The sequence below is a fragment of the Cribrihabitans pelagius genome (assembly GCF_048820915.1).
Classification (GTDB): domain Bacteria; phylum Pseudomonadota; class Alphaproteobacteria; order Rhodobacterales; family Rhodobacteraceae; genus Cribrihabitans_A; species Cribrihabitans_A pelagius.
Map to the genome: position 1 here is coordinate 190,429 of NZ_JBMERR010000004.1, position 21,946 is coordinate 212,374.

19 protein-coding genes are annotated in these 21,946 nt (G+C 67.8%); 7 read left to right on the plus strand and 12 right to left on the minus strand.

Features of this window, described 5'->3' with window-relative positions; translation table 11 throughout:
- Positions 1-232 precede the first annotated feature (232 nt).
- Complete coding sequence (gene carA, locus ACOHX0_RS05600) at positions 233-1,393, plus strand: glutamine-hydrolyzing carbamoyl-phosphate synthase small subunit (protein ID WP_420675700.1); 1,161 nt, start codon at positions 233-235, stop codon at positions 1,391-1,393.
- A 172-nt stretch (positions 1,394-1,565) separates the two neighbouring features.
- On the plus strand, positions 1,566-3,446 hold the full coding sequence (locus ACOHX0_RS05605) for a glycosyltransferase (protein ID WP_420675701.1): 1,881 nt from the start codon (positions 1,566-1,568) through the stop codon (positions 3,444-3,446).
- Here the strand turns inward: ACOHX0_RS05605 and ACOHX0_RS05610 are convergent.
- Entirely contained in the window at positions 3,400-4,050 is a 651-nt protein-coding gene (locus ACOHX0_RS05610) for a GntR family transcriptional regulator (RefSeq protein WP_420675730.1), read from the minus strand. The two genes, ACOHX0_RS05605 and ACOHX0_RS05610, sit on opposite strands and share 47 nt — an antisense overlap.
- Positions 4,051-4,205: 155 nt before the next feature.
- Here ACOHX0_RS05610 and ACOHX0_RS05615 point away from each other — a divergent pair, with 155 nt between their 5' ends.
- From ACOHX0_RS05615 to ACOHX0_RS05625, 3 genes are all read left to right on the plus strand, one after another.
- Positions 4,206-4,850 carry a pyrimidine 5'-nucleotidase gene (locus tag ACOHX0_RS05615; RefSeq protein WP_420675702.1) on the plus strand — a complete coding sequence of 215 codons (645 nt, stop codon included), beginning with the start codon at positions 4,206-4,208 and terminating at the stop codon, positions 4,848-4,850.
- Positions 4,851-4,979: 129 nt separating this feature from the next.
- Positions 4,980-5,228: a hypothetical protein gene (locus tag ACOHX0_RS05620; RefSeq protein WP_420675703.1), complete on the plus strand. Its 249-nt coding sequence runs from the start codon at positions 4,980-4,982 to the stop codon at positions 5,226-5,228.
- Between the two features lie 91 nt (positions 5,229-5,319).
- Positions 5,320-6,516, plus strand: coding sequence for a UbiH/UbiF family hydroxylase (locus ACOHX0_RS05625; RefSeq protein WP_420675704.1), 1,197 nt, complete (start codon positions 5,320-5,322; stop codon positions 6,514-6,516).
- Positions 6,517-6,603: 87 nt separating this feature from the next.
- On the opposite strand, the gene ACOHX0_RS05630 is transcribed toward ACOHX0_RS05625, so the two are convergent.
- The 3 genes from ACOHX0_RS05630 to ACOHX0_RS05640 form a co-directional block, all read right to left on the minus strand.
- Complete coding sequence (locus ACOHX0_RS05630; protein ID WP_420675705.1) at positions 6,604-7,728, minus strand: aminotransferase class V-fold PLP-dependent enzyme; 1,125 nt, start codon at positions 7,726-7,728, stop codon at positions 6,604-6,606.
- Between the two features lie 155 nt (positions 7,729-7,883).
- Entirely contained in the window at positions 7,884-8,342 is a 459-nt protein-coding gene (locus tag ACOHX0_RS05635; protein ID WP_420675706.1) for an Lrp/AsnC family transcriptional regulator, read from the minus strand.
- Positions 8,339-8,794 (minus strand): Lrp/AsnC family transcriptional regulator, encoded by a 456-nt coding sequence (locus tag ACOHX0_RS05640; protein ID WP_420675707.1) that lies wholly within the window; start codon positions 8,792-8,794, stop codon positions 8,339-8,341. Before ACOHX0_RS05640 ends, ACOHX0_RS05635 begins: the two co-directional genes overlap by 4 nt.
- 132 nt (positions 8,795-8,926) lie before the next feature.
- On the opposite strand from ACOHX0_RS05640, the gene ilvC reads away from it, so the two are divergent.
- Both ilvC and ACOHX0_RS05650 read left to right on the plus strand, forming a co-directional pair.
- Positions 8,927-9,949, plus strand: a complete 1,023-nt coding sequence (gene ilvC / locus ACOHX0_RS05645; protein WP_420675708.1) for a ketol-acid reductoisomerase — start codon at positions 8,927-8,929, stop codon at positions 9,947-9,949.
- Positions 9,950-10,048: 99 nt separating this feature from the next.
- Positions 10,049-10,957, plus strand: coding sequence for a DMT family transporter (locus ACOHX0_RS05650; RefSeq protein WP_420675709.1), 909 nt, complete (start codon positions 10,049-10,051; stop codon positions 10,955-10,957).
- Between the two features lie 9 nt (positions 10,958-10,966).
- On the opposite strand, the gene glmM is transcribed toward ACOHX0_RS05650, so the two are convergent.
- The 8 genes from glmM to ACOHX0_RS05690 form a co-directional block, all read right to left on the minus strand.
- The gene (gene glmM, locus ACOHX0_RS05655; RefSeq protein ID WP_420675710.1) at positions 10,967-12,313 is read right to left on the minus strand and encodes a phosphoglucosamine mutase; all 1,347 of its coding nucleotides are present in this window, start codon (positions 12,311-12,313) and stop codon (positions 10,967-10,969) included.
- 93 nt (positions 12,314-12,406) lie between these two features.
- Positions 12,407-13,402: a dihydropteroate synthase gene (gene folP / locus ACOHX0_RS05660; RefSeq protein ID WP_420675711.1), complete on the minus strand. Its 996-nt coding sequence runs from the start codon at positions 13,400-13,402 to the stop codon at positions 12,407-12,409.
- Positions 13,399-14,319, minus strand: coding sequence for a dihydroneopterin aldolase (locus tag ACOHX0_RS05665; protein ID WP_420675712.1), 921 nt, complete (start codon positions 14,317-14,319; stop codon positions 13,399-13,401). The genes folP and ACOHX0_RS05665 overlap by 4 nt, the downstream gene beginning before the upstream one ends.
- A 131-nt stretch (positions 14,320-14,450) precedes the next feature.
- A complete protein-coding gene (locus ACOHX0_RS05670) occupies positions 14,451-15,098 on the minus strand; it encodes a cell wall hydrolase (protein WP_420675713.1) in 648 nt (215 codons plus the stop codon).
- A 171-nt stretch (positions 15,099-15,269) separates the two neighbouring features.
- Entirely contained in the window at positions 15,270-17,846 is a 2,577-nt protein-coding gene (locus tag ACOHX0_RS05675; RefSeq protein WP_420675714.1) for a putative PEP-binding protein, read from the minus strand.
- 175 nt (positions 17,847-18,021) lie between these two features.
- Positions 18,022-20,145 (minus strand): glycine--tRNA ligase subunit beta, encoded by a 2,124-nt coding sequence (gene glyS / locus ACOHX0_RS05680; RefSeq protein WP_420675715.1) that lies wholly within the window; start codon positions 20,143-20,145, stop codon positions 18,022-18,024.
- Between the two features lie 75 nt (positions 20,146-20,220).
- Positions 20,221-20,754, minus strand: coding sequence for a DUF6446 family protein (locus ACOHX0_RS05685; RefSeq protein ID WP_420675716.1), 534 nt, complete (start codon positions 20,752-20,754; stop codon positions 20,221-20,223).
- Between the two features lie 16 nt (positions 20,755-20,770).
- Positions 20,771-21,712 carry a glycine--tRNA ligase subunit alpha gene (locus ACOHX0_RS05690; protein WP_420675717.1) on the minus strand — a complete coding sequence of 314 codons (942 nt, stop codon included), beginning with the start codon at positions 21,710-21,712 and terminating at the stop codon, positions 20,771-20,773.
- Positions 21,713-21,946: the final 234 nt, after the last annotated feature.

A 21,946-nucleotide genomic window follows, 5' to 3' on the forward strand; every position in this document is an offset into this window, starting at 1 on the left:
TTGCCGGACACCGATGGTTAGCCATTTTGCCCCCCCAGCGCAAGCTCACCGCCCCGGCAGCGCCGCGCCGACCCCGCGTCAAGCCAGTGCCGCCCCCAGCGCCGGCCCCGGCGTTACCCCCCGGCGCCAGCCGATGTTCAGCCCCGCCCCTGCCCGGCACGGCGGCAGGCTTGACCCGCGCCACCCCGCCCCCTAAAAGCCGATGGATTTCACCCGCATGGAGACTCGCGCAATGGCCGCATCTGCCCCGTCCAAGCCCACCGCCTGCCTGGCGCTCGCCGATGGCACCGTCTTTTACGGCACCGGCTTCGGCGCCACCGGCGAGACCGTGGCCGAGCTCTGCTTCAACACCGCGATGACCGGCTATCAGGAGATCATGACCGATCCCTCTTATGCGGGCCAGATCGTCACCTTCACCTTCCCGCATATCGGCAACACCGGCACGACGCCGGAGGATGACGAGACCGGCGATCCGAAAGCGGCGGGCATGGTGGTGAAATGGGATCCGGCGCCGGCCTCGAACTGGCGCGCGGCGGAAGAGCTGAAGGCCTGGCTGGCGCGCACCGGCCGCATCGCCATCGGCGGCATCGACACCCGCCGCCTGACCCGGGCGATCCGCCAGCAGGGCGCGCCGCATGTGGCGCTGGCGCATGACCCGGAGGGCAATTTCGACATCGAGGCGCTGGTCGCCAAGGCCCGCGCCTGGCCGGGGCTGGAGGGCATGGACCTGGCCAAGGATGTCTCCTGCGCCCAAAGTTACCGCTGGGACGAGATGCGCTGGGCCTGGCCGGAGGGCTTTAGCCGCCAGGAGGCGCCCCAGCACAAGGTGGTCGCGGTCGACTACGGCGCCAAGCGCAATATTCTGCGCTGTCTGGCCTCGGCGGGCTGTGATGTGACCGTGCTGCCCGCCACCGCCACCGCCGAGGAGGTGCTGGCGCATAACCCCGACGGGCTGTTCCTCTCCAACGGGCCCGGCGACCCGGCGGCGACTGGCGCATATGCGGTGCCGATGATCCAGGACATCCTGAAGACCGGCATCCCAGTCTTCGGCATCTGCCTTGGCCATCAGATGCTGGCGCTGGCGCTGGGGGCCAAGACTGTGAAGATGAACCACGGCCACCACGGCGCCAACCACCCGGTGAAGGAGCACGCCACCGGCAAGGTGGAGATCACCTCGATGAACCACGGCTTCGCTGTGGATGCCCAGAGCCTGCCGGAGGGCGTCGAAGAGACCCATGTCTCCCTGTTCGACGGCTCCAACTGCGGCATCCGCCTCTCCGGCCGCCCGGTTTATTCGGTGCAGCACCACCCGGAAGCCAGCCCCGGCCCGCAGGACAGCTTCTACCTGTTCGAACGCTTCGCCGAGGCGATGGCGGAGCGCAAATCCGCGTGAAAATCCCCGGCCCGAGGTACTTTGACGGGTGGTTAACAGCGCGTTAACCACTTCTTAAGCCGCGCCCGCAAGCCTGCCCTCCAAGAGTATTTTTCCGGGGCGGACGGGCGGAGGCATGCAGCAAAAGGATCAGGGCAAATACCCGCCGCTCCGGCCGCCGGATCCCGGCGGAGTGAGCAGGGCCGGCCGCGCCCGCAGCAGCCCCGGCGCCGGTGCGGGTGCCGGCGGCAGCGCCGCCGCAGTCCGGGCGCTGGTGCTGCGCCAGCATCAAACGGCAGCCGCGGGCCGGGGCCCGGCCGCCGAAAGCCAGGCCGGCGCCGAACAGCGGCGCGCCGGCCAGTCCCGGCAGAACGGGCTGCGGCACGCCGATCTCTCCGGCCGGACCCCGCCGCAGCGGCTGCTGGCACGCCGGCCGCCGCAGTTCTGGCTCCGTCACTGCGCCCTGCCCCTTGCTCAGTTTGGCCCGGCCGTGACCATCGCCACGGCCCGCCCGGACCGCTTTGCGGCGCTGCAGGCCGAGCTCAAGGAGAGTTTCGCCGAAGTGGTGCCGGTGCTGGCCAGCGAAGCCCAGATCACCGCGCTGCTGACCCGGCAGTTCGGCTCCGGACTGGCGCGGCAGGCCAATTGCCGGGTGCCGCCGCGGCTCAGCTGCCGCAGCCTGCCCCTGCCGCGCTGGCAGCCCGTGGCGGCGGCAAGCCTGATGCCCGCGCTGCTGGCGGCCTGGCAATTCCCGGCTCTTGTGTTCACCGGGTTTAGCGCCTTCGCGCTGCTCTCGGTGCTGCTGTTTTCGCTCCTGAAAGCCGCGGGACTCGCCGCCGCCCGGCCGCGCAAGCCGCGCCCCATCGCCCCGCGCGCGCCGGTCAGAGACGATGCGCTGCCGCTGATCTCGGTCCTGGTGCCGCTCTATGAGGAGGCCCGCATCAGCAAGGCGCTCTTGGCACGGCTCAGGCGGCTCGACTATCCGCGCGCGCTACTGGACGTGATCCTGGTGCTGGAGGCGCATGACGCCATCACCCGCGGGGCGCTGGAGGGGGCCGAGCTGCCGTCCTGGGTGCGGGTGATCGAGGTGCCGGGCTGCGGCGGGCTGACCACCAAGCCGCGGGCGATGAACTATGCGCTGGATTTCTGCCGCGGCAGCCTCATCGGGGTCTGGGACGCCGAAGACGCGCCCGAGCCCGGACAGCTGCGCGAGGTGGCGCGCGCCTTTGCAGCGGCGCCGCCGCAGACCGCCTGTTTTCAGGGCGTGCTCGACTATTACAACCCGCACGCCAATTGGATCGCGCGCTGTTTCACGCTGGAATATGCAAGCTGGTTCCGCATCGTGCTGCAAGGCATCGCGCGGCTCGGGCTGGTAGTGCCGCTCGGCGGCACCACAATGTTCATCCGCCGCGCGGTGCTGGAGGATCTCGGCGGCTGGGACGCCCACAACGTGACCGAGGACGCCGACCTTGGCGTGCGGCTTTGCCGCGCGGGCTACCGCACCGAAATGCTGGCATCCACCACTTACGAGGAAGCCAATTGCCGCCTCTGGCCGTGGATCAAGCAGCGCTCGCGCTGGCTGAAGGGCTTCATGATCACCTATCTGGTGCACATGCGCGCGCCGGGCCGCCTGCTGGCGGATCTGGGCTGGCGCCGCTTCCTGGGGTTTCAGGCGTTTTTCCTCGGCACGGTGGGGCAGTTCCTGTTCGCGCCCTTCCTGTGGTCCTTCTGGCTGATCGCGGCCGGGCTGCCGCACCCGAGCGCCGGGCTGCTGCCGCCTGCCTTCCTGGCGCTGGCGGCGCTGGCGCTTGTCGCCTTCGAGCTTTTGGGCATGGCCATTGCGGTCACTGCCGCCTTTGTCTCGGGACGGCCGGGGCTGGCGCTCTGGGCGCCGGCGCTGCTGTTTTATTTCCCGCTCGGCGCGGTGGCGGTGCTGAAGGCAGCGTACGAGCTGCTGGCCTGCCCCTTCTTCTGGGACAAGACCGCGCATGGGCTGCCGCCGCCGGTGAAGCGGCGGCGGCGGCGCTTCAGCGCCGTCCGCGCCCGCCTGCGTCCTGCTTCAGCCGGGTCATGAAGGCAATCGAGATATGCTCCTTCAGCGCCTGGCTCGCCGCCTCCTCGTCGCGGCGGGTGATGGCGTCGACGATGCCCTTGTGCTCGGACTGGGCAATCTCGCTGCGCCCCTCGGCGGCAAGCGAGGTGGTCGCCATCAGCGCCATGGTCCGGTGCACGAGGTCCAGCTGCTGCACCAGGTAGCGGTTGTGCGATGCCAGGTGGATCTGCTCGTGAAAGCGGCGGTTCGCCTTCGACAGCTCCGCCGGGTTGCCGACCAGCGCATCATCTGCCTCCACCATCTCCTGCAGCACCCGGATCTCCTCCTCGGTGGCGTGGCGCGCTGCCAGCCGCGCCGCCAGCCCTTCGAGCTCGCGCCGCACCACGTAGAGCTCGGCCATCTGGTTGTGGTCGAGCGAGGCCACGATCAGCGAGCGCCCGTCGCGCTCCAGCAGCGATTGCGTCTCCAGCCGCTGCAGCGCCTCCCGGATCGGTGTGCGCGAGACCCCGAAGCGCTCTGCCAGGTCGCTTTCCACCAGCCGGTCGCCCGGTTTGTAGACCCCGGAGTCGATCGCTTCGAGGATCAGGGCATAGGCGTCGGTCTGGCTGTTGCGGCTCTGGTTCATAAAAGGTCCTGTCATCTTGCGTCTGCCCATCTCTACAGGCTGGTTTCCGCCAATCAAGCCCGCCGGGGCAATTGCGCGCGCTTCGCGCGCCGGAGCCGCGCCGCGGCCCGTGCTTTGCATTGCCAATCCGCCGCCGCGCCCTTACACCGCTCACCATGGTCAAACAGTCTTTCTCGCATGTCAGCCAATGGGTTTTCGATCTCGACAACACCCTCTATCCGCCGTCGGCCCGCCTCTTCGACCAGATCGAGGTGAAGATGACGGCTTACGTGATGGAGGCGCTGGCGGTGGACCGGGTTGAGGCCGACCGGCTGCGCGGCCATTACTGGCGCGAGCATGGCACCACCCTGGCCGGGCTGATGCGCGAGCACGGGCTGGACCCGGTGCCCTACATGGAGGCGGTGCACGACATCACCCTCGACCACCTGGAAGCGGATCTGGCCCTCGCCTCGGGGATCCGCAGCCTGCCGGGCCGGAAGATCGTCTATACCAACGGCTCCGCCCCTTACGCGCGCCGGGTACTGAAGGCGCGCGGGCTGGAGGGGCTGTTCGACGGCATCTTCGGGGTGGAACACGCGGATTACCACCCCAAGCCCGAGCGGCGCGCCTTTGACCGGGTGTTTGCGCAGGCCGGGATCACCCCGGGCAAGGCCGCGATGTTCGAGGATGACCCGCGCAACCTCGCCGCCCCGCATGCAATGGGGATGCGCACGGTGCACGTGGCGCCGGAACCGTTCGAGGCGCCGCACATCCACCATCATTCCGACGATCTGGCGGGTTTTCTGGCCAAGATCATCTGAGGCCAGAGGCTCCGCGGCGGCGGGTGTCTGCCGCTTGCGCAGCCCGCCTGTGCCGCTGCGGCGAAATGCGCCTTTTGGCGGCATCTCAGACTGCCTATATGCCCCGCGACAGCAACCGTGGAGCCTTCTATGCCTGCCTATACCCTGCCCCGGCGCCTGAGCCCGGCCCAGCGCTTCCTGTTTTCGGTGCCGCTTCTGGGACGGATGTCCAAGGAGATCGCTTACGGCCCGCGCGAGAACGCCTACTATGCGCTGGCAACCGGCCTGAGCCTCTGGGCCAGCGCGGTGATGCTGTTCGGCCTGCCGGCGCTTTACCTGCCTGCACTGGCTCTGGTGCCGGTGATTTTCGCGCTGCTGATCACCATCACCCGGGGCTGATCCGCCCCCAAGCGCGCAGCGCGGCAGGTTGCCGCTTGTCATTGCCGGGGCTGCGGGCCTATCTCATGACCCGGAACGAAAGGGCAGAGACATGGCCGAAAGCTGCGACATCTTCATTTCCGGCGGCGGTATCGCGGGGCTGACCGCAGCCGCCGCCTTTGCTTCCGCGGGCTTTCGCGTGATCTGCGCCGACCCGGCGGCGCCGGTGACCGCGCGCGATGCCGAGGGCGCCGACCTGCGCACCACAGCCGTGCTGCAACCGGCCCGCGCGCTCTTGGAGCGCTGCGGGCTCTGGACGCGGCTGGCGCCTCATGCCGCGCCCCTGCAGGTGATGCGCATCGGCGATGCCGGCGGTGCGGTGCCGGAGCTGCGGGTGGTGAAGGATTTCAACGCCGCCGACATCTCCGGCCAGCCCTTCGGGTGGAATCTGCCAAATTGGCTGCTCAGGCGGGAGTTGCTGGCACGGCTTGAGGAGCTGCCCAATGCCGGTCTGCGGCTGGGCACCGCCGCCACCGGGCTGTTCACGCGCACCGGGGATGCACGGGTGTCCTTGAGCGATGGCGCCCGGGTGCAAGCGCGGCTGGTGGTGGCCTGCGACGGGCGCAACTCGCCGATGCGCGAGGCCGCGGGCATCCCGGTAAGGACCACGCGCTACGGTCAGAAGGCGCTGGCCTTTGCGGTGACCCACCCGGTGCCGCACGAAAATGTCTCAACCGAGATTCACCGCACCGGCGGACCCTTCACGCTGGTGCCGCTGCCCGATCACGAGGGGCACCCCTCCTCCGCGATTGTCTGGATGGAGCGCAATGCCCGCGCCGAGACGCTGCTGGAGATGCCGGTGGAGGATTTCGAGGCCGCGATGACCCGGCGCAGCTGCGGTGTGCTGGGGGAATTGAAGCTGGCCTCGCGCCGCACTATCTGGCCGATCATCAGCCAGTCGGCGGCGCGCCTCAATGGCGAGCGGCTGGCGCTGATGGCGGAAGCCGCCCATGTGGTGCCGCCGATCGGAGCGCAGGGACTCAATATGTCGCTGAGCGATCTGCGCTGCCTCTTGGAGCTGGCCGAAGCCCGCCCCGAAGGTCTCGGCGATGCGCAGATGCTGGAGGCCTACCACCGCGCCCGCCACCGCGACATCCTGATGCGGGTGAAGGGCATCGACCTTCTGAACCGCACCTCGATGCTGGCCCCGCGGCCCCTGCGCGACCTGCGCGCCTGCGGGCTCAATGCGCTCTATTCGCTGGCACCGGTGCGAAAGTCGCTGATGCAGATGGGGCTGGGGGTGAAGTAAGGAAAACCGGCTTTCCTGTGCAGGAAAGCCGGTGCCTCCGGCGGGGGTATTTATGGTCAGAAAGTAGCCCCGCCCGTTCTGGGAAGGTCAGAGCACCTTGTCGGCGGCGGCCTTGAGGCGGGCCAGCGTGGCGTCCACGTCGTAGAGTTTGTCGAGACCGAAGAGACCGAGGCGGAAGGTGCGGAAATCGGCCGGCTCGCCGCATTGCAGCGGCACGCCCGCAGCGATCTGCAGGCCTTCGGCGGCGAATTTGCTGCCGTTCTGCACATCGGGATCGCTGGTATAGCTCACCACCACGCCCGGCGCGCCGAAGCCGTCGGCGGCGACCGAGGTGACGCCCTTGTTCTTCAGCATCTCGCGCACGCCGTTGCCGAGCTTCCACTGCGCCTCACGCAGGCGTTCGAAGCCGTATTCGCGGGTTTCCAGCATAGTGTCGCGGAAGGCCCGCAGCGCGTCCGTGGGCAAGGTGGCGTGATAGGCGTGGCCGCCGTCCTCGTAGGCCTGCATGATCGCGCGCCATTGCTTGAGGTTGAGGGCAAAGCTGTCGGAGGCGGTTTCGTCCAGGCGTTTCACCGCGCGCCCGGAGAGCATCACGAGGCCTGCCGAGGGGGTGGCGCTCCAGCCCTTTTGCGGCGCCGAGATCAGCACATCGACGCCGGTCGCTGCCATGTCGATCCAGGCGCAGCCGGAGGCGATGCAGTCGAGCACCATCAGCGCGCCCGCCTCGTGCGCGGCCGCGGCCATGGCGGTGACATAATCGTCGGGCAGGATGACGCCCGCGGCGGTTTCCACATGCGGGGCAAAGACAATATCGGGCTTCTGCTCCTTGATGGCAGCCACCACGTCTTCGATCGGCGCAGGGGCGAAGGGGGCCGGGCTGCCGTTGCCAGTCTGGCGCGCCTTCATCACGGTGGAGGACGATGTGAGCCCGCCTGCCTCGAAAATCTGGCTCCAGCGGTAGGAGAACCAGCCGTTGCGCACCACCAGGGCCGATTTGCCGCGGGCGAACTGGCGCGCCACCGCCTCCATCGCGTAGGTGCCGCCGCCGGGCACCAGCGCCACGGCTTGCGCCGTATAGACCTCCTTCAGCATCGTGTTGATGTCGAGCATCACCGCCTGGAAGGCCTTCGACATGTGGTTGAGCGAGCGGTCGGTGAAAACCACCGAGAATTCTTCCAGACCTTCCGGGTCCACGGTGTCCAGCAATGCCATTGCGGCCTCCTTTGTCCTGTCTTTTGGCGGCCGCTGCAGGGACGGCCGGGCGTTCGCCGCGATATTGGCGGAGCCGAGCGGAAAAGACAGCCCCGGAACGGCAGAAAATATCCGGTTTTACGCCAGAGGGCTGCGCCCTGGACCGCTTGGGGACCTTAGCCCAGCGGGCCGGGGCGGCGCTCTTCGCTGAGGAGCACGTTGGCCTCCACGTTGCCGGCACCGGGCAGCGTCATGATGCGGCGGCGCAGGACGCGTTCGAAATCGGAGATGTCGCGGGCTGTCACCCGCAGGCGGTAATCATACATGCCGAGCACATGCTCCACCGTCTGCACCTCCGGGATGGCGGAGACGGCGCGCTCGAAATCCTCGAGACTGACGCGGCCCTTGGCGGCCAGCTTCACCCCGAGGAAGACGGTGACGCCAAAGCCCAGCTTCTCCTTGTCGAGATCCAGCTTGCGGCCCGCGATGATACCTGCGTCCTGCAAACGGCGGATTCGGCGCCAGGCGGCGGGCTGGCTGAGCCCGAGGGCGCGGCCCAAAGCGCCCGCGGATCGGGTGGCATCCTGCGCCAGCGCTTTCAGCAGCGCGAAATCGAGGGCGTCGAGCTGGGTCATAGCGGCAGCGCCTCGTCCGACTTGATGCGGGCGACATGCATCAAGGCCTCGATATCCGAGATATGCGGCAGGGTCAGGATGCGGGCGCGGTAGATGTCCTGGTAGTGCGGCATGTCGCGCGCGATCACCGACAGGCGCACGTCGACCTGGCCGAGGAAGGTCTGGATCTCCAGCACCTCGGGGATCTCGCGGGCGGCGGCGATGAATTCGTCGAAGGCGCGCGGGTTGGTCTTGTCGAGCGTCACCCGGAGCGAAACCTCGACCTCGTAGCCAAGCGCGCGCCAGTTGATCACCGCGCGCTGGCCCAGGATCACGCCGGTGTCGCGCAGCTTCTCCAGCCGCCGGGCCAGACGGGACGCGGTCAGGCCGAGCCGGTCGGCCAGGTCCGGAATCGATTGCGCCGGGTCGCCCTGGAGGTGGCGCAGAATGCGCCTATCGAGGTCATCGAGCATGAATACACCGATATCATAGCAAAGTACGAATGAACAAGGCAAACTTTGGCGAAATTTCGCGCGCAACTCCCGTCCCATTTACCGCCCCTTTGCCTATGATGTCGTCAAACACCAAACGAAAGGACGTGGATCATGCGCGTTTATTACGACCGCGATTGCGATGTGAACCTGATCAAGGACAAGAAAGTGGCGATCCTGGGCTACGGCTCCCAGGGCCATGCCCACGCGCTGAACCTGCGCGACTCGGGCGCCAAGAATCTTGTCGTGGCGCTGCGCGAAGGCTCCGCATCGGCCAAGAAAGCCGAAGGCGAAGGCCTGAAGGTGATGGGCATCGCCGAAGCCGCGGCCTGGTGCGACGTGATCATGTTCACCATGCCCGACGAGCTGCAGGCCGAGACCTACAAGAAATACGTCCACGACAACATCAAGCCCGGCTCGGCCATCGCATTCGCGCACGGTCTGAACGTGCATTTCGGCCTGATCGAGCCGAAGGAAGGCGTTGACGTCATCATGATGGCGCCGAAGGGGCCGGGCCACACTGTGCGCGGCGAATACACCAAAGGCGGCGGCGTGCCCTGCCTGGTGGCGGTGCACAACGACGCCTCCGGCAAGGCGCTGGAAACCGCGCTGTCCTATTGCTCCGCGATCGGCGGCGGCCGCTCCGGCATCATCGAGACCAACTTCCGCGAGGAATGCGAAACCGACCTGTTCGGCGAGCAGGCGGTGCTTTGCGGCGGCCTGGTCGAGCTGATCCGCTGCGGCTTCGAGACCCTGGTGGAAGCCGGCTACGCCCCCGAGATGGCCTATTTCGAGTGCCTGCACGAGGTGAAGCTGATCGTCGACCTGATCTATGAAGGCGGTATCGCCAACATGGACTACTCGATCTCCAACACCGCGGAATACGGCCAGTACGTGACCGGCCCCCGCATCCTGAAGTACGACGAAACCAAGGCCCGCATGAAGGCGGTTCTGGAAGACATCCAGCAGGGCAAGTTCGTGCGTGACTTCATGCTGGAGAACGCCGTTGGCCAGCCCACCATCAAGGCGTCGCGCCGCGCCAACGACGAGCACGCCATCGAGGCAACCGGCGTCAAGCTGCGCGCCATGATGCCCTGGATCTCGGCCGGCAAGATGGTCGACAAAGAGAAGAACTAAGGCGCCCGCGGGACTTGTCCGCAGCCTTCTTCCTCTGCAGGGCGCTCCGCTTCGGGGCGCCCTTTTTCATTGGTGTTTTTTCAAACAGGATGTTTTGCCATGGCCAATTCCCCCGGCACTGCCAATTGGACCAAGCTTCTGCTGCTGGGCGTGATCTGGGGTGCCTCCTTCATGGCGGTCTCGCTGGCGCTTGAAGGCGTCCCGCCGATGACCATTGCCGCGCTCAGGATCACCCTGGCAGCGCTGTGCCTGCTCGCGGTGCTGCGCGCCCTCGGGATCGCCCTGCCCTCGCCCAGGCACCGCGAGGGGCGCATCATCTGGGCCTGCGCCCTTGGCATGGGAGTGTTCTCGGGCGCCCTGCCCTTCACCTTGCTCAGCTGGGGGCAGACCTATGTAGCCAGCGGTTTTGCCGGCGTGTGCATGGCGGTGGTGCCCCTTTTCGTGCTGCCGCTGGCGCATTTGCTGGTGCCGGGCGAGCAAATGACGCCGCGGCGCACCCTCGGCTTCCTGACCGGCTTTGCCGGGGTGGTGGTGCTGATCGGGCTGGATGCGCTGCGGACGGCGGGCAGCGATCTGGAATCCCTGGCACGGCTGGCCTGCCTGGGGGCGGCGCTGTGTTATGCGGCGGGCTCGATCATCACCCGGTTGTGCCCGGCGGTGAACCTCCTGGCGCTGTCGGCGGCAGCGCTCATCTGCGGTGCGGCGCTGATGCTGCCGCTGGCGCTCTGGGCCGAAGGCGTGCCCGCGATGCCCGGGCCGGTGCCGCTGGCGGCTGTGGTCTATCTCGGGCTGCTGCCGACGGCCCTGGCGCAGGTGCTGCTGGTGCAGATTGCCCGCAGCGCCGGGCCTGCCTTCCTGTCGACGGTGAACTACCAGGTGCCGGTCTGGTCGGTGGTGTTCGGCGCCGCGCTTTTGGGCGAGGCGCTGCCGCCGCAGCTGTTTGCGGCGCTGGCGCTGATCCTCGCCGGGCTGCTGCTGGGGCGCGGCGCGCGGCGGCGCCCCGCCTGAGCGCGTGCCTCAGTCCGCGACCGCGGCCTCCAGCGCGGCGACCACGCTGTCCACGGTGAGCGTCATCAGCTCTGCGTCCTCGCATTCCGCCATCACCCGCACCAGCGGCTCGGTGCCGGACTTGCGGATCAGCAGCCGTCCCTGCCCCGCCAGCGCGGTCTCGGCGGCGGCGATGGCTTCCTGCACGCGCTCGTCCTCCAGCGGCGCCTGACCGGCCTGATAGCGCACGTTGCGCAAGCGCTGCGGCACGGTGTCGAACTGATGCGCCAGATCCGAGGCCTTGCGGCCGCTCTGCACCATCTCGGCCAGGAACTGCAGCCCCGCCATCAGCCCGTCGCCGGTGGTGGCATAGTCGCTCATCACAATGTGGCCCGACTGCTCGCCGCCGAGGTTGAAGCCGCCGTCGCGCATCCGCTCCACCACGTAGCGGTCGCCCACCGCGGTGCGCTCCAGCCCCAGGCCCTTGCCGTTGAGATAACGTTCCAGCCCGAGGTTCGACATCACTGTCGCCACCAGCGCGCCGCCGGTGAGGCGGCCGTCCTCGGCCCAGCGCGCCGCCAGGAGCGCCATCAGCTGGTCGCCATCGGCAACCGTGCCGGTCTCGTCGATCAGGATCACCCGGTCGGCGTCGCCGTCAAGACAGATGCCGACGTGGGCGCCATGCGCCACTACTGTCTCCGCCGCATGCTGCGGCTGGGTGGAGCCGCAGCCGCGGTTGATGTTGAGCCCGTCCGGCGAGGTGCCGACCGGGATCACATCGGCGCCCAGCTCCCACAGGACCTCGGGCGCGGCGCGGTGGGCGGCGCCGTTGGCGCAGTCGATCACCACCTTCAGCCCGTTGAGCCGCAGGTTGCGCGGCAGCGAGCTTTTCACCCGCTCGCCATAGCGGAAGCGGGCATCGTCGATGCGCTTGGCGCGGCCGATATTGTCCGCCTGGGCGGGTTCCACGCCGGCCTCGACCAGCGCCTCGATCTCGGCCTCGGCGCTATCGGAGAGCTTGAAGCCGTCGGGGCCGAAAAACTTGATGCCATTGTCCTCGGAGGGATTGTGGCTGGCCGAGATCATCACACCCAGATCCGCCCGCATCGAGCGCGTCATCAGCCCCACCGCCGGTGTCGGCACCGGGCCCAGGAGCAGCACGTTCATGCCGGTGGAGGTCAGCCCCGCCGTCAGCGCGTTTTCGAACATGTAGCCCGACAGCCGCGTGTCCTTGCCGATCACGACCCGGTGCACGCCGGTGCCATCGCGGCGGAAATAGCGCCCGGCGGCGGTGCCGATGCGCAGCGCCATTTCCGCGGTCATGGGGTGAATATTGGCGGTGCCGCGCACGCCATCAGTGCCGAAGAGTTTACGCATTGTGCCCCGTTCCTGCCGGTCCAGCCGGTCCTGTCCAGTTGATTCAGCGCGCATGCCGCAATGCCCCGCGAGGGGCCGCGCCGCCTGCGGGCCTCAGCGGACAGCCTGCCAGAGGCGCAGCGCCTGCACCGTCTCGGCCACGTCATGCACCCTGAGAAATTGCACGCCTTGGGACACGGCTGCAAGCCCCACCGCGATGGAGCCGGGGGTCCGGTCCTCCGCCTTGGGCGCGTTGCCGAGCGTGCCGATGAAGCCCTTGCGCGAAACGCCCAGCAGGACCGGGCAGCCGAGCGCGTGGAACAGGCTGATGTTGCGCAACAGCGTGAGGTTGTGCTCCAGCGTCTTGCCGAAGCCGATGCCGGGGTCGATCACGATCTGCTCGCGCACGACGCCGGTGGCTTCCAGCCTGTCGATCTGCGCCGAGAGGTGGTCGTAGACATCGAGCAGCACGTTATCGTACTGCGGATCGTCCTGCATGGTGGCGGGGCTGCCCTGGGCATGCATCACGCAGACCGGCACGCTGGCCTGGGCCGCCAGCGGCGCCAGCGCCGCGTCGAAGGTGAAGCCAGAGACATCGTTGAGCAGGTCTGCCCCCGCCTCCAGCGCCTCAAGGCCGACCGTCGCCTTGCGGGTATCGATGGAGACCGGCACGCTGCTGGCGGCACGGATCGCTTCGATCACCGGCGCGGTGCGGGCGATTTCCTCCGCCTCCTCCACCGTATCGGCGCCGGGGCGGGTGGACTCGCCGCCCACGTCGATGATGGCGGCGCCTTCGGCCACCATCCGCAGCGCCGCATCGCGCGCGGCCTCGACACCGGCATGGCGGCCGCCGTCGGAGAAACTGTCGGGGGTGACGTTGAGGATGCCCATGATCTGCGGCTGGGTCATGTCCAGCCCGGCAATGGTGGCGCGGCGCGCGCTCAGCCGCCGCCGCTCCAGTTCCGGCAGCAGGCCCGCGGGCTGGCGCCGGGGCGGCGCATCGCGGCTCAGAACTTCGACCTGGGTAAACCACAAAGGCCCGCCCGCCAGCGCCAGGGCGCCTTCGGGGCGGGTCTCTCCATGCTGAACCAGTGGCCGGTAATATGTCACAGCTGCGATTGCTCCACGTCGATTGCCCGCAGGGGCACGCCGGGATTATCGGGCAGCTCGCCGCCGATCACAACCATTTCGCCGGCTTCGAAGGTGGCGGCAAACCAGGCCGCCAGCGCGATCGAGTTCGACGGCGGCGCCGAGGGGCCTTCGACCGCGTCGAGCACGATCTTGGAGGGTGCCCAGACGCAGATCTGGCGGTTTTTCATCGCCCAGTCCAGCTCGGTCCTTGTGGAGACCACGACGCAGCGGTCGTCCTTGGCCGCAAGCCGCCAGGCGTTCTGCTCGATCGCCAGGAGGTCGATGCGGCGCTGGGTCCATTTGTGGCCGGTAGAGGGCACCGCCAGCGGGTGGGTGCCGACGCAGAGGATCAGCGGCCGCTTGCGGCATTCCATCTGGTCGATCCAGCCGGCGAGGCAGGCGCTGTCGATCGCCTCGTTCGAGAGATACATCAGCCGCGGATGCGGCCGCTCGCCGTTTTCCGCGCCCGGGCTCACCTGGTCCTTGGAGCGCACGATCTCCACCCCCAGCGCGCCGGGGCCGCGGTCCAGCTTCTCGATGCGCACGAAGGCGCGTACCGCCTGGGGCTCCAGCAGTATGCGCTCGGCCACCCGTTCGGCGAGGGTTTCCAGGAGGTTCAGCCGCTCCGCCGACAGCTCGTAGGCGATGGCTTCGCTGACCTTGTCATAAGACAGGATGCGGTCAACATCATCGTCCAGATCCTTCGGCAGCGGCGCGATCTCGACCACCACGTTGAAGCAGATCCGCTGGGTGGTGCCGCGTTCGGCCTGGAAGGCGCCGATCTCGACCTCGACGGTGTGGTCGCGCAGGGAAATACGGTCCAGCGGGCCGGGCCCGGCAGTGGCGGCGGAGCGTTCGGAGGGATGCGCAAAGGCAAGTCGGATTTCTGTCGGCATGGCGGTCTTGACCTTGGCTGGCGGTTGGCAGGTTCTGGACACCCACCATACTGTCTGCCCCTCCGCATAACAGGCCCGCATACGCCACGCCAGAGGCAGAAAACGGCGCCCAAAGCGCCGCATTCGAACCGTCAATCGTTGAGCGCAGTGCGGTAGCGATCGTCCCGGTAGAACAGATGCGTTCCGATGCGCGTGGTGTTTGTGAAAGTCCGGCTCCAGCGCGGCTTCACCGCGGTGGTGTGGTAGTAGGTCGCGCCGGCCGTCAGCTCGGTCTTGAGCCCGTCCAGCATCGCGCGCGCCACCTTTGAGACCCGCTGATAGGCGCGCTTCTCGTTGATGACTTCCTTGTAGCCGTCGCAGGTATAGGTGAACTGGCACTGGTACTTGCGGCCGGTGCCCTGCTTGATGACGCCGCAGAGCGAATTCGGAAACTGGGCGCTCTTCACCCGGTTCAGGATCACCTCAGCCACCGCGAACTGGCCTTTTACAGTTTCGCCGCGCGCCTCGAAGTAGAGCGCTTCGGCCAGGCATTCGAACTGCGCCCCGCCCGAGGCCGCGGGCCGCGCGTCCAGCCAGTCCCTTGTATAGGCAATTTCCAGCGCACGCTCTTTCGGGCGTTTCGAGCCGAAGTTGAAGTAGCCGTTCATCTTCCGCGATGAGACCGCATTCAGCCCCGCCTGTTCCTGCTGGATCAGCTCGTCCAAACCGGTGTCGGCAGCAACACCCTTACCGACCGTAATGGAGGTGGCCATCACGGCAAACAACGTCAACAATTTCATCCAGGGTTCCCTCGTCCTAAAGCTTGCGCCCGGCCTCCCCATTCTCACGCGGGGGCATCCCATAAAGGAAATGGCTCATTGCGTCCAGTTACGGGGGCGTGCTCCCCGCCCGCCGGGACCCGAACCGGGCTTCCGCGGCGTACTGAATGCGCCGCAGAAACCATTAATTTCTTAATATTTTGCGTATGTTGGCGCGACCTGCCCGGTTTGTTCCGCGATCGCCAGCTGGGCGGCGGCTAACCGCGCAACCGGAACCCGGAACGGTGAGCAGGACACGTAGTCAAAGCCCGCATCACGGCAGAATGCTATCGATTCGGGGTTGCCGCCGTGCTCGCCGCAGATCGACAAAGTGATATCGCCGTTCTCGGCCCGGCCGCGCTGCACCCCCAGTTTCAGCAGCTCCCCCACCCCGTCGGTGTCGAGCACGTGGAAGGGATCCTCCGGGAAGACGCCCTGGTTCACATAGACCGACATGAACCGCCCGGCATCGTCGCGCGACATGCCGTAGGTCATCTGGGTGAGGTCGTTGGTGCCGAAGCTGAGAAAGGCGGTATGGGGCGAGATCTCCCCTGCCCTCAGCGCCGCCCGGGGGGTTTCGACCATCACCCCCAGCCGGTAGGTGAAGCTGCAGCCGCGCTCGTATTTCACCGCTGCCGCCACCGCGTCGATGCGGGACTTGACCAGCTCCACCTCGCGTTTCGCCGACACCAGCGGGATCATGATCTCCGGCACCACCGGGTCGCCCTCCTGCGAGGCGTCCAGCGTGGCCTCGAAGATGGCGCGCGCCTGCATGTCGTAGATTTCAGGCACTGTCACCCCCAGCCGCACGCCGCGCAGGCCCAGCATGGGGTTGTATTCCGCCATCTCCTCGACCCGGCGGGTCACGTCGCTCACAGGGATGCCCAGCGCCTCGGACAGCTCGCGCTGGCCGCTGGTGGAGGTCGGCAGGAACTCGTGCAGCGGCGGATCGAAGAGGCGGATGCAGACCGGCAGCCCTTCCATGATGCGGAACAGCGCGTGGAAGTCGGCGCGCTGCATCGGCAAGAGCCGCGCCAGCACCGCCGCCCGGCCCTCCGAGGTCTCGGCAAAGATCATCTCCCGCATCACCGTCAGGCGGCCGGGATCGAAGAACATGTGCTCGGTGCGGCAGAGCCCGATGCCCTCGGCGTTGAAGGTGCGCGCGGTCTCGGCATCCTCGGGGGTGTCGGCATTGGCGCGGATGCCGATGTCGCGGGCTTCATCGGCCCAGGTCAAAAGCGTCTGCACCGCGCCGTCCTGTGCGGCCTCCAGCATCTCCGGCTCGCCCGCCAGCACCTCGCCGCTGCTGCCGTCGATGGTAATGATGTCGCCGCGCTTGAAGACCCGCTCGCCCGGGGCAACCAGCATCCGCCGCTTGCTGTGGAACTTCAGGTTGGTGGCGCCGACGATGCAGGGCAGGCCCAGGCCGCGGCCGATCACCGCGGCGTGGCTGGTGATGCCGCCGCGCTCGGTCAGCACCCCGGCCGCCGCGTGCATGCCGCGCACGTCCTCGGGCGAGGTTTCCCGCCGCACCAGAATGCAAGGCTCGCCGCGCGCGGCACTGGCCTGGGCCTCGGCGGCGGTGAAGACCAGCCGCCCGGTGGCGGCACCCGGGCTGGCGGCGATGCCGCGGCCGATCACGTCGCGCTTGGCGCCGGGGGCGACCTGGCGGTGCAGAAGCTCATTCAGGATATGGGCATCGACCCGCATCACCGCTTCCTGGCGCGGGATGATGCCATCCTCGGCCAGGGCCACCGCGATGCGCACCGCCGCCTGCGCCGAGCGCGTGACGCGCACCCCGTCGAGGATATGCACGCGGCCGTTCTCGACCACGAATTCGACCTGCATCTCCTCGCGCAGGCGCTGGCGCATCAGGGCGGCGTGGGTCTTGAGATCGGCAAAGGCCTGCGGGGCGCAGTCCTCCAGCGAGGGGCCGCGCGGGTCCTTTTCCAGAAACAGCGCGCCGGTGTTCGCGCCCAGCGCATCGCGGCCCTGGCTCTGGCTCAGGTAGCGCCCGGTGAGCTGCGGCTCGCCGGTGGTGGAGTTCACCAGCTGCAGCACGCCCGAGCCGCATTCGCCCTGGCCGACGCCGGGGATCATCTCCTGCACCACGAGGCCGAGACCGGCATCGGCAGGCGCCCCCTTGGCCTGGCGCAGGAGCCGCGCCGAGGTGCCCTCCCAGGCTCGCGCCATCGAGCGCAGCACCTCGGCCAGCTGCTCTTCGGGGTCCTGCGGGAAGGGCTCGTCGGTTTCGGCCTCATAGGCGTGCAGGATCTCGCTCAGCGCCTCCGGGCCGCCGTCCTCGACGTCGTCGAAGACATCCGGGTCGAGCCGCGCCACATGCACGGCGTAGGCCTGCACGAAGCGCAGATAGAGCGCCGCCGCCGCGTCCCGGCCCAGGCTGTCGCAGAGCTCGACGTAGCGGGCATCGTTCATGCCGATGTTGAGGACCGCCCCCGGCCCGCCCCAGTCCGGGTCTTCCGAGGACGGCCGCACACAAAGCAGCGCATCGGGGGTGAACTCGCCCAGCACGGAGGCGAGGCCGGGCATCCTGCCCTCGGCGATCCCATGCACCGCGTCGAAGGACAGGGCCACGGTGCGCGGCACCGGCATCTCCAGCCGCACCAGCCGCTGCAGGCATTTTGCGCGCCCGCCGTGGCTCGCGTTGGTAATCGGCGCGGTGGCGGTAATCAGCGCGGCGGGCGGGATCGGTCCAAAGTCTTTCTGCACTGCAGCGTCCTTTCTTTGCCCCGGCAGAATAAGCCGATGTTACAGCGGCGCAAGCATCTTGTCGCGGAAGTTGCGGCTCAAGTGGCCTGCGGGAAAGAAAAAACCGGCCTTTCCGGGGGAAAGGCCGGTGCCTCCGGCGGGGGTATTTCGCGGTCAGAACGTGGCGCCGGGCGGGTCAGCCCTCGACCCGGGAAAGGTCGGCGGCCTGGCCGCAGGTTTGGCGGATCTGGCTCAGGAGGTTCAGCCGGTTGCGGCGCAGAACCGCGTTATCGGAGTTCACCTGCACCGCTTCGAAGAAGGCGTCCAAGGGGGCGCGCAGCGCCGCCATGCCGCCCATGGCGGCCGCGAAATCTTCCGCCTCGATGGCGGAAGAGATCGCTCCCCGGCCGGTCTCCAGCGCGTCGAACAGCGCGGTTTCCGTGTCGTCCTCGGCAAACTTGCGGTCGGCGCCGAAGGAATATTCCACGCCGTCCTTCTCCTCGGCCTGGGTGAGGATGTTGTTGGCGCGCTTGAAGCCTAGAAGGAGGTTTTCGCCGTCTTCGGTCTTCAGGAAGTCCTCCAGCGCGCGGGCGCGTTTGACCAGCAGCGTCAGGTCGTCGCTGCCCGGCATCGCGATGCAGGCGTCGATCACGTCATGGCGGATGCCCTGATCGCGCAGGAAGACCTTCAGGCGGTCGTGGAAGAAATCCATCAAGCTAACAATCGCAACACGATCATCAAGTTCTTTCAAAGAAAGGTCGTCACGATTTGGTGAAGTAGCTTCTTTTACCCGCCGCAGAGCACGATCAAAGAGCTGCAGCATACTCCCGCGCACATTATTCTCCAGCACCAGCCGGATCACCCCAAGTGCGGCGCGGCGCAGAGCGAAGGGGTCCTTGGAGCCGGTGGGCTTTTCGTCAATCGCCCAGAAGCCGGTGAGCGTGTCCAGCTTGTCGGCAAGAGCCACCGCAACCGAAACCTTCTCCGACGGCACATCGTCCGAGGGGCCGAGCGGCGAGTAGTGCTGTTCGCAGGCGTTGGCGACTTCCTGCGGCAGGCCCGCAGCTTGCGCGTAGTAGCGGCCCATCAGCCCCTGCAACTCGGGGAATTCATAGACCATTTCCGACGAGAGGTCGGCCTTCGCGACCTTTGCCGCCTGCTCCGCCAGATCCGCGTCCGCGCCGGCGATGGGCGCGATTTCGCGGGCGAGTGCGGCGATGCGGGCGATGCGTTCGGCCTGGGTGCCGAGCTTGTTGTGGAAGGTGACGTTGCCGAGGTGCTCGACCCAGGCCGCCATGCCGGTGTCGGACTTGGCGGTGCGCAGATCGTTCTCCCAGAAGAACTTGGCGTCGGCCAGACGCGCGCTCAGCACCTTCTGGTTGCCTGCGAGGATCGTCGCGCCATCGTCCGCGGTCTCCCGGTTGGCGACGGTGATGAAGCCCTCGATGCGGCCGGTCTTGGGGTTCTTCACCGAGAAGAACTTCTGGTGCTCCTTCATCGAGGTCTGCAGCACCTCCGGCGGCAGGCCGAGGAATTCGTCATCGATGGTGCCCATCAGCACCACCGGCCATTCGGTGAGCCCCGCGACCTCGGCCAGCAGGCCCTTGTCCTCGACCACTTCCAGCCCGCTCGCGAAGGCCTGGTTGGTCGCCTCCTGCCAGATCGCGGCCTGGCGCTCGGCCGGGTCCAGCAGCACGTTGGCGCGCTTCAGCTTGGCGGCGTAATCGTCAAAGCCGGTTACGGAGATCTCGTCCGGCGCCATGAAGCGGTGGCCGCGGGTGGTGTTGCCTGCCTTGATGCCGTCCACTTCCATGTCCACGACCGAAGCGCCGTTCTCGTCCGAGAGGATGCAGAGGATCGCATGCAGCGGCCGCACCCAGCGCAAGGTCCCGCCCCCCCAGCGCATGGATTTGGGCCAGGGGAAGTTGCGGATGGTGTCTTCGAGCACCTCGGCAATGATTTCCGCGGCCGGGCGGCCCGGTTTCTCGATCATCGCGAAATAGACCGCGCCCTTCGGCGTCTCGCGCTCTTCCAGCTGATCGCGGGTGAGCCCGGCGCCGCGCAGGAAGCCTTCGATGGCCTTGTCGGGCGCGCCCACCTTGGGGCCCTTGCGCTCCTCGCGGATGGTGGGGCTTTCGGCCAAGAGGCCCTCGACCGCCAGCGTCAGCCGCCGGGGGCCTGCCAGCGCGTGGGCGCCGGCATAGGTCAGCCCCGCCTCCACCAGGCCGCCGGTGATGCGTTTCTTCAGGTCTTCGGCCGCGCGCGCCTGCATGCGGGCGGGGATTTCCTCGGAGAAGAGTTCAATCAGCAGATCGGGCATCGGGGGTCCTCAAGCGGGGGCCGCGGACGGATGCCGCGGCGGGAAATTCGAAACAGGCGGCATGGAGCGCGGGCGTCATCCGTCCCCGCCGCTTTCCGGACGGGGCGGGCATTCCTCGCCCACCACGGTGCCGTCATAGGCTTTCTTGCCGCAGTTGTTCAGCTCGTGCCAGACATAGCCGCGGCCGTCGTTGGTGATGGCGGCGATGCGGTCGACGCCATAGGAGATGTTCTTTTCCGAAAGGAACGTCCTGGCGGAGCCGTCGGCGAGCTTGGCGGCGATTGCTTCGGCGTCGAAACAGTCGAACCAGCCGGGCGCGTTGCGCGGCTCCACCTTGTCCGACAGCGTGAAGACCTGCGCCAGCTGATCGGGCTTCAGCGCGGTCAGGAAACAAGCGCGGTAGCGGATCGGCGAGCTGCCGGCGTCGATCGCCTCGAAGCTGGTGTAGGCGATGGGCCGCGGCGCGCCGCCATCCAGCGGCACCAGGCGCACGTCCTGGCCGGGCTGCGCCGCCACGTCTTCGTAGTAGCCGTAGACCTGCAGGTAATACATCGCCGCCCCGGCCGCGAGGCCGGAGAGCACCAGGACGAGCGCGAGAAACTTGCCCATGCCGCCTCTCCCCCGCTCAGGCGCCTGCCGCGGCGGTGTGGCCGCCCGCATCGGTCTGCACGAAGGCATCGGCGCATTGCTTGGCAAGCGCGCGGACTCGGCCGATGTAGGCCTGCCGCTCGGTGACCGAGATCACCCCGCGGGCATCGAGCAGGTTGAAGATGTGGCTGGCCTTGATGCACTGGTCATAGGCGGGATGCGCCATGATGATGCGCTTGCCGGTCTTCGGGTCCTCGTGCTCCTGTGCCAGGATCACGGCACACTCGGCCTCGGCTTCCTCGAAGTGCCTGAGCAGCACCTCGGTGTTCGCCACGTCGAAGTTCCAGCGTGCGTATTCTTCCTCGGTCTGCTTGAAGACGTCGCCATAGGTCATCGGGATCGGCGCGTCCGGGTCGTTGAAGGGCATCTCCATCACGTGGTCGGCGCCCAGCACGTACATCGCCAGACGCTCCAGCCCGTAGGTCAGTTCACCCGACACAGGGTGGCAGTCATGGCCGCCGACCTGCTGGAAATAGGTGAACTGGCTGACTTCCATGCCGTCGCACCAGACTTCCCAGCCCAGCCCCCAGGCGCCTAGCGTCGGGCTTTCCCAGTCGTCCTCGACAAAGCGGATGTCGTGCATTTCCATGTCGATGCCGATCGCTTCCAGCGAGCCTAGGTACAGCTCCTGCAGGTTGGGCGGGCTCGGCTTGATCAGCACCTGGTACTGGTAATAATGCTGCAGACGGTTGGGGTTCTCGCCATAGCGCCCGTCGGTGGGCCGGCGCGAGGGCTGCACATAGGCCGCGGCCCAGGGCTTGCTGCCCAGCGCCCTCAGCGTGGTTGCGGGATGGAAGGTGCCCGCCCCCACTTCCATGTCGTAGGGCTGCATCACCGCGCAGCCCTTGGATGCCCAATAGCTCTGAAGCCTCAGGATAATCTCTTGGAAGGAGCGCGGCGCGCCATTGGTCTGGGTCATATCTCATCCCTCTTGGGGCAGCGTTTACGGGCATCGGTTGCGGGCCGTCCCAAGGGCGGCGCACACCGGCAGCATATGCGGGCATCTTCCTATGCAAGGCTCCGGGCAGGGTCAACGCCCTCTGCGCGGCGGGGCGGGTGCGGCGCGGGGAAACCGCCGCCCGGCGGAGGTCATCGCGCCACTGCGGCCCGGGCGCCGCAGCTGCAAAATTCCCCCTCTGGCGCGCGGTGAAGG

Excerpts from the sequence above, each read along its gene's own strand:
- ACOHX0_RS05620 (WP_420675703.1), top strand. The coding sequence starts at position 4,980 with ATGCCTGCCTATACCCTGCCCCGGCGCCTGAGCCCGGCCCAGCGCTTC.
- ACOHX0_RS05685 (WP_420675716.1), bottom strand. The coding sequence starts at position 20,754 with ATGGGCAAGTTTCTCGCGCTCGTCCTGGTGCTCTCCGGCCTCGCGGCC.
- ACOHX0_RS05650 (WP_420675709.1), top strand. The coding sequence starts at position 10,049 with ATGGCCAATTCCCCCGGCACTGCCAATTGGACCAAGCTTCTGCTGCTG.
- ACOHX0_RS05625 (WP_420675704.1), top strand. The coding sequence starts at position 5,320 with ATGGCCGAAAGCTGCGACATCTTCATTTCCGGCGGCGGTATCGCGGGG.
- ACOHX0_RS05615 (WP_420675702.1), top strand. The coding sequence starts at position 4,206 with ATGGTCAAACAGTCTTTCTCGCATGTCAGCCAATGGGTTTTCGATCTC.
- ACOHX0_RS05610 (WP_420675730.1), bottom strand. The coding sequence starts at position 4,050 with ATGAACCAGAGCCGCAACAGCCAGACCGACGCCTATGCCCTGATCCTC.
- carA (WP_420675700.1), top strand. The coding sequence starts at position 233 with ATGGCCGCATCTGCCCCGTCCAAGCCCACCGCCTGCCTGGCGCTCGCC.
- ilvC (WP_420675708.1), top strand. The coding sequence starts at position 8,927 with ATGCGCGTTTATTACGACCGCGATTGCGATGTGAACCTGATCAAGGAC.
- ACOHX0_RS05670 (WP_420675713.1), bottom strand. The coding sequence starts at position 15,098 with ATGAAATTGTTGACGTTGTTTGCCGTGATGGCCACCTCCATTACGGTC.
- glmM (WP_420675710.1), bottom strand. The coding sequence starts at position 12,313 with ATGCGTAAACTCTTCGGCACTGATGGCGTGCGCGGCACCGCCAATATT.
- ACOHX0_RS05635 (WP_420675706.1), bottom strand. The coding sequence starts at position 8,342 with ATGACCCAGCTCGACGCCCTCGATTTCGCGCTGCTGAAAGCGCTGGCG.
- ACOHX0_RS05690 (WP_420675717.1), bottom strand. The coding sequence starts at position 21,712 with ATGACCCAGACCAATGGCGCGCCGCGCTCCTTCCAAGAGATTATCCTG.
- ACOHX0_RS05630 (WP_420675705.1), bottom strand. The coding sequence starts at position 7,728 with ATGGCATTGCTGGACACCGTGGACCCGGAAGGTCTGGAAGAATTCTCG.
- glyS (WP_420675715.1), bottom strand. The coding sequence starts at position 20,145 with ATGCCCGATCTGCTGATTGAACTCTTCTCCGAGGAAATCCCCGCCCGC.
- ACOHX0_RS05640 (WP_420675707.1), bottom strand. The coding sequence starts at position 8,794 with ATGCTCGATGACCTCGATAGGCGCATTCTGCGCCACCTCCAGGGCGAC.
- ACOHX0_RS05665 (WP_420675712.1), bottom strand. The coding sequence starts at position 14,319 with ATGCCGACAGAAATCCGACTTGCCTTTGCGCATCCCTCCGAACGCTCC.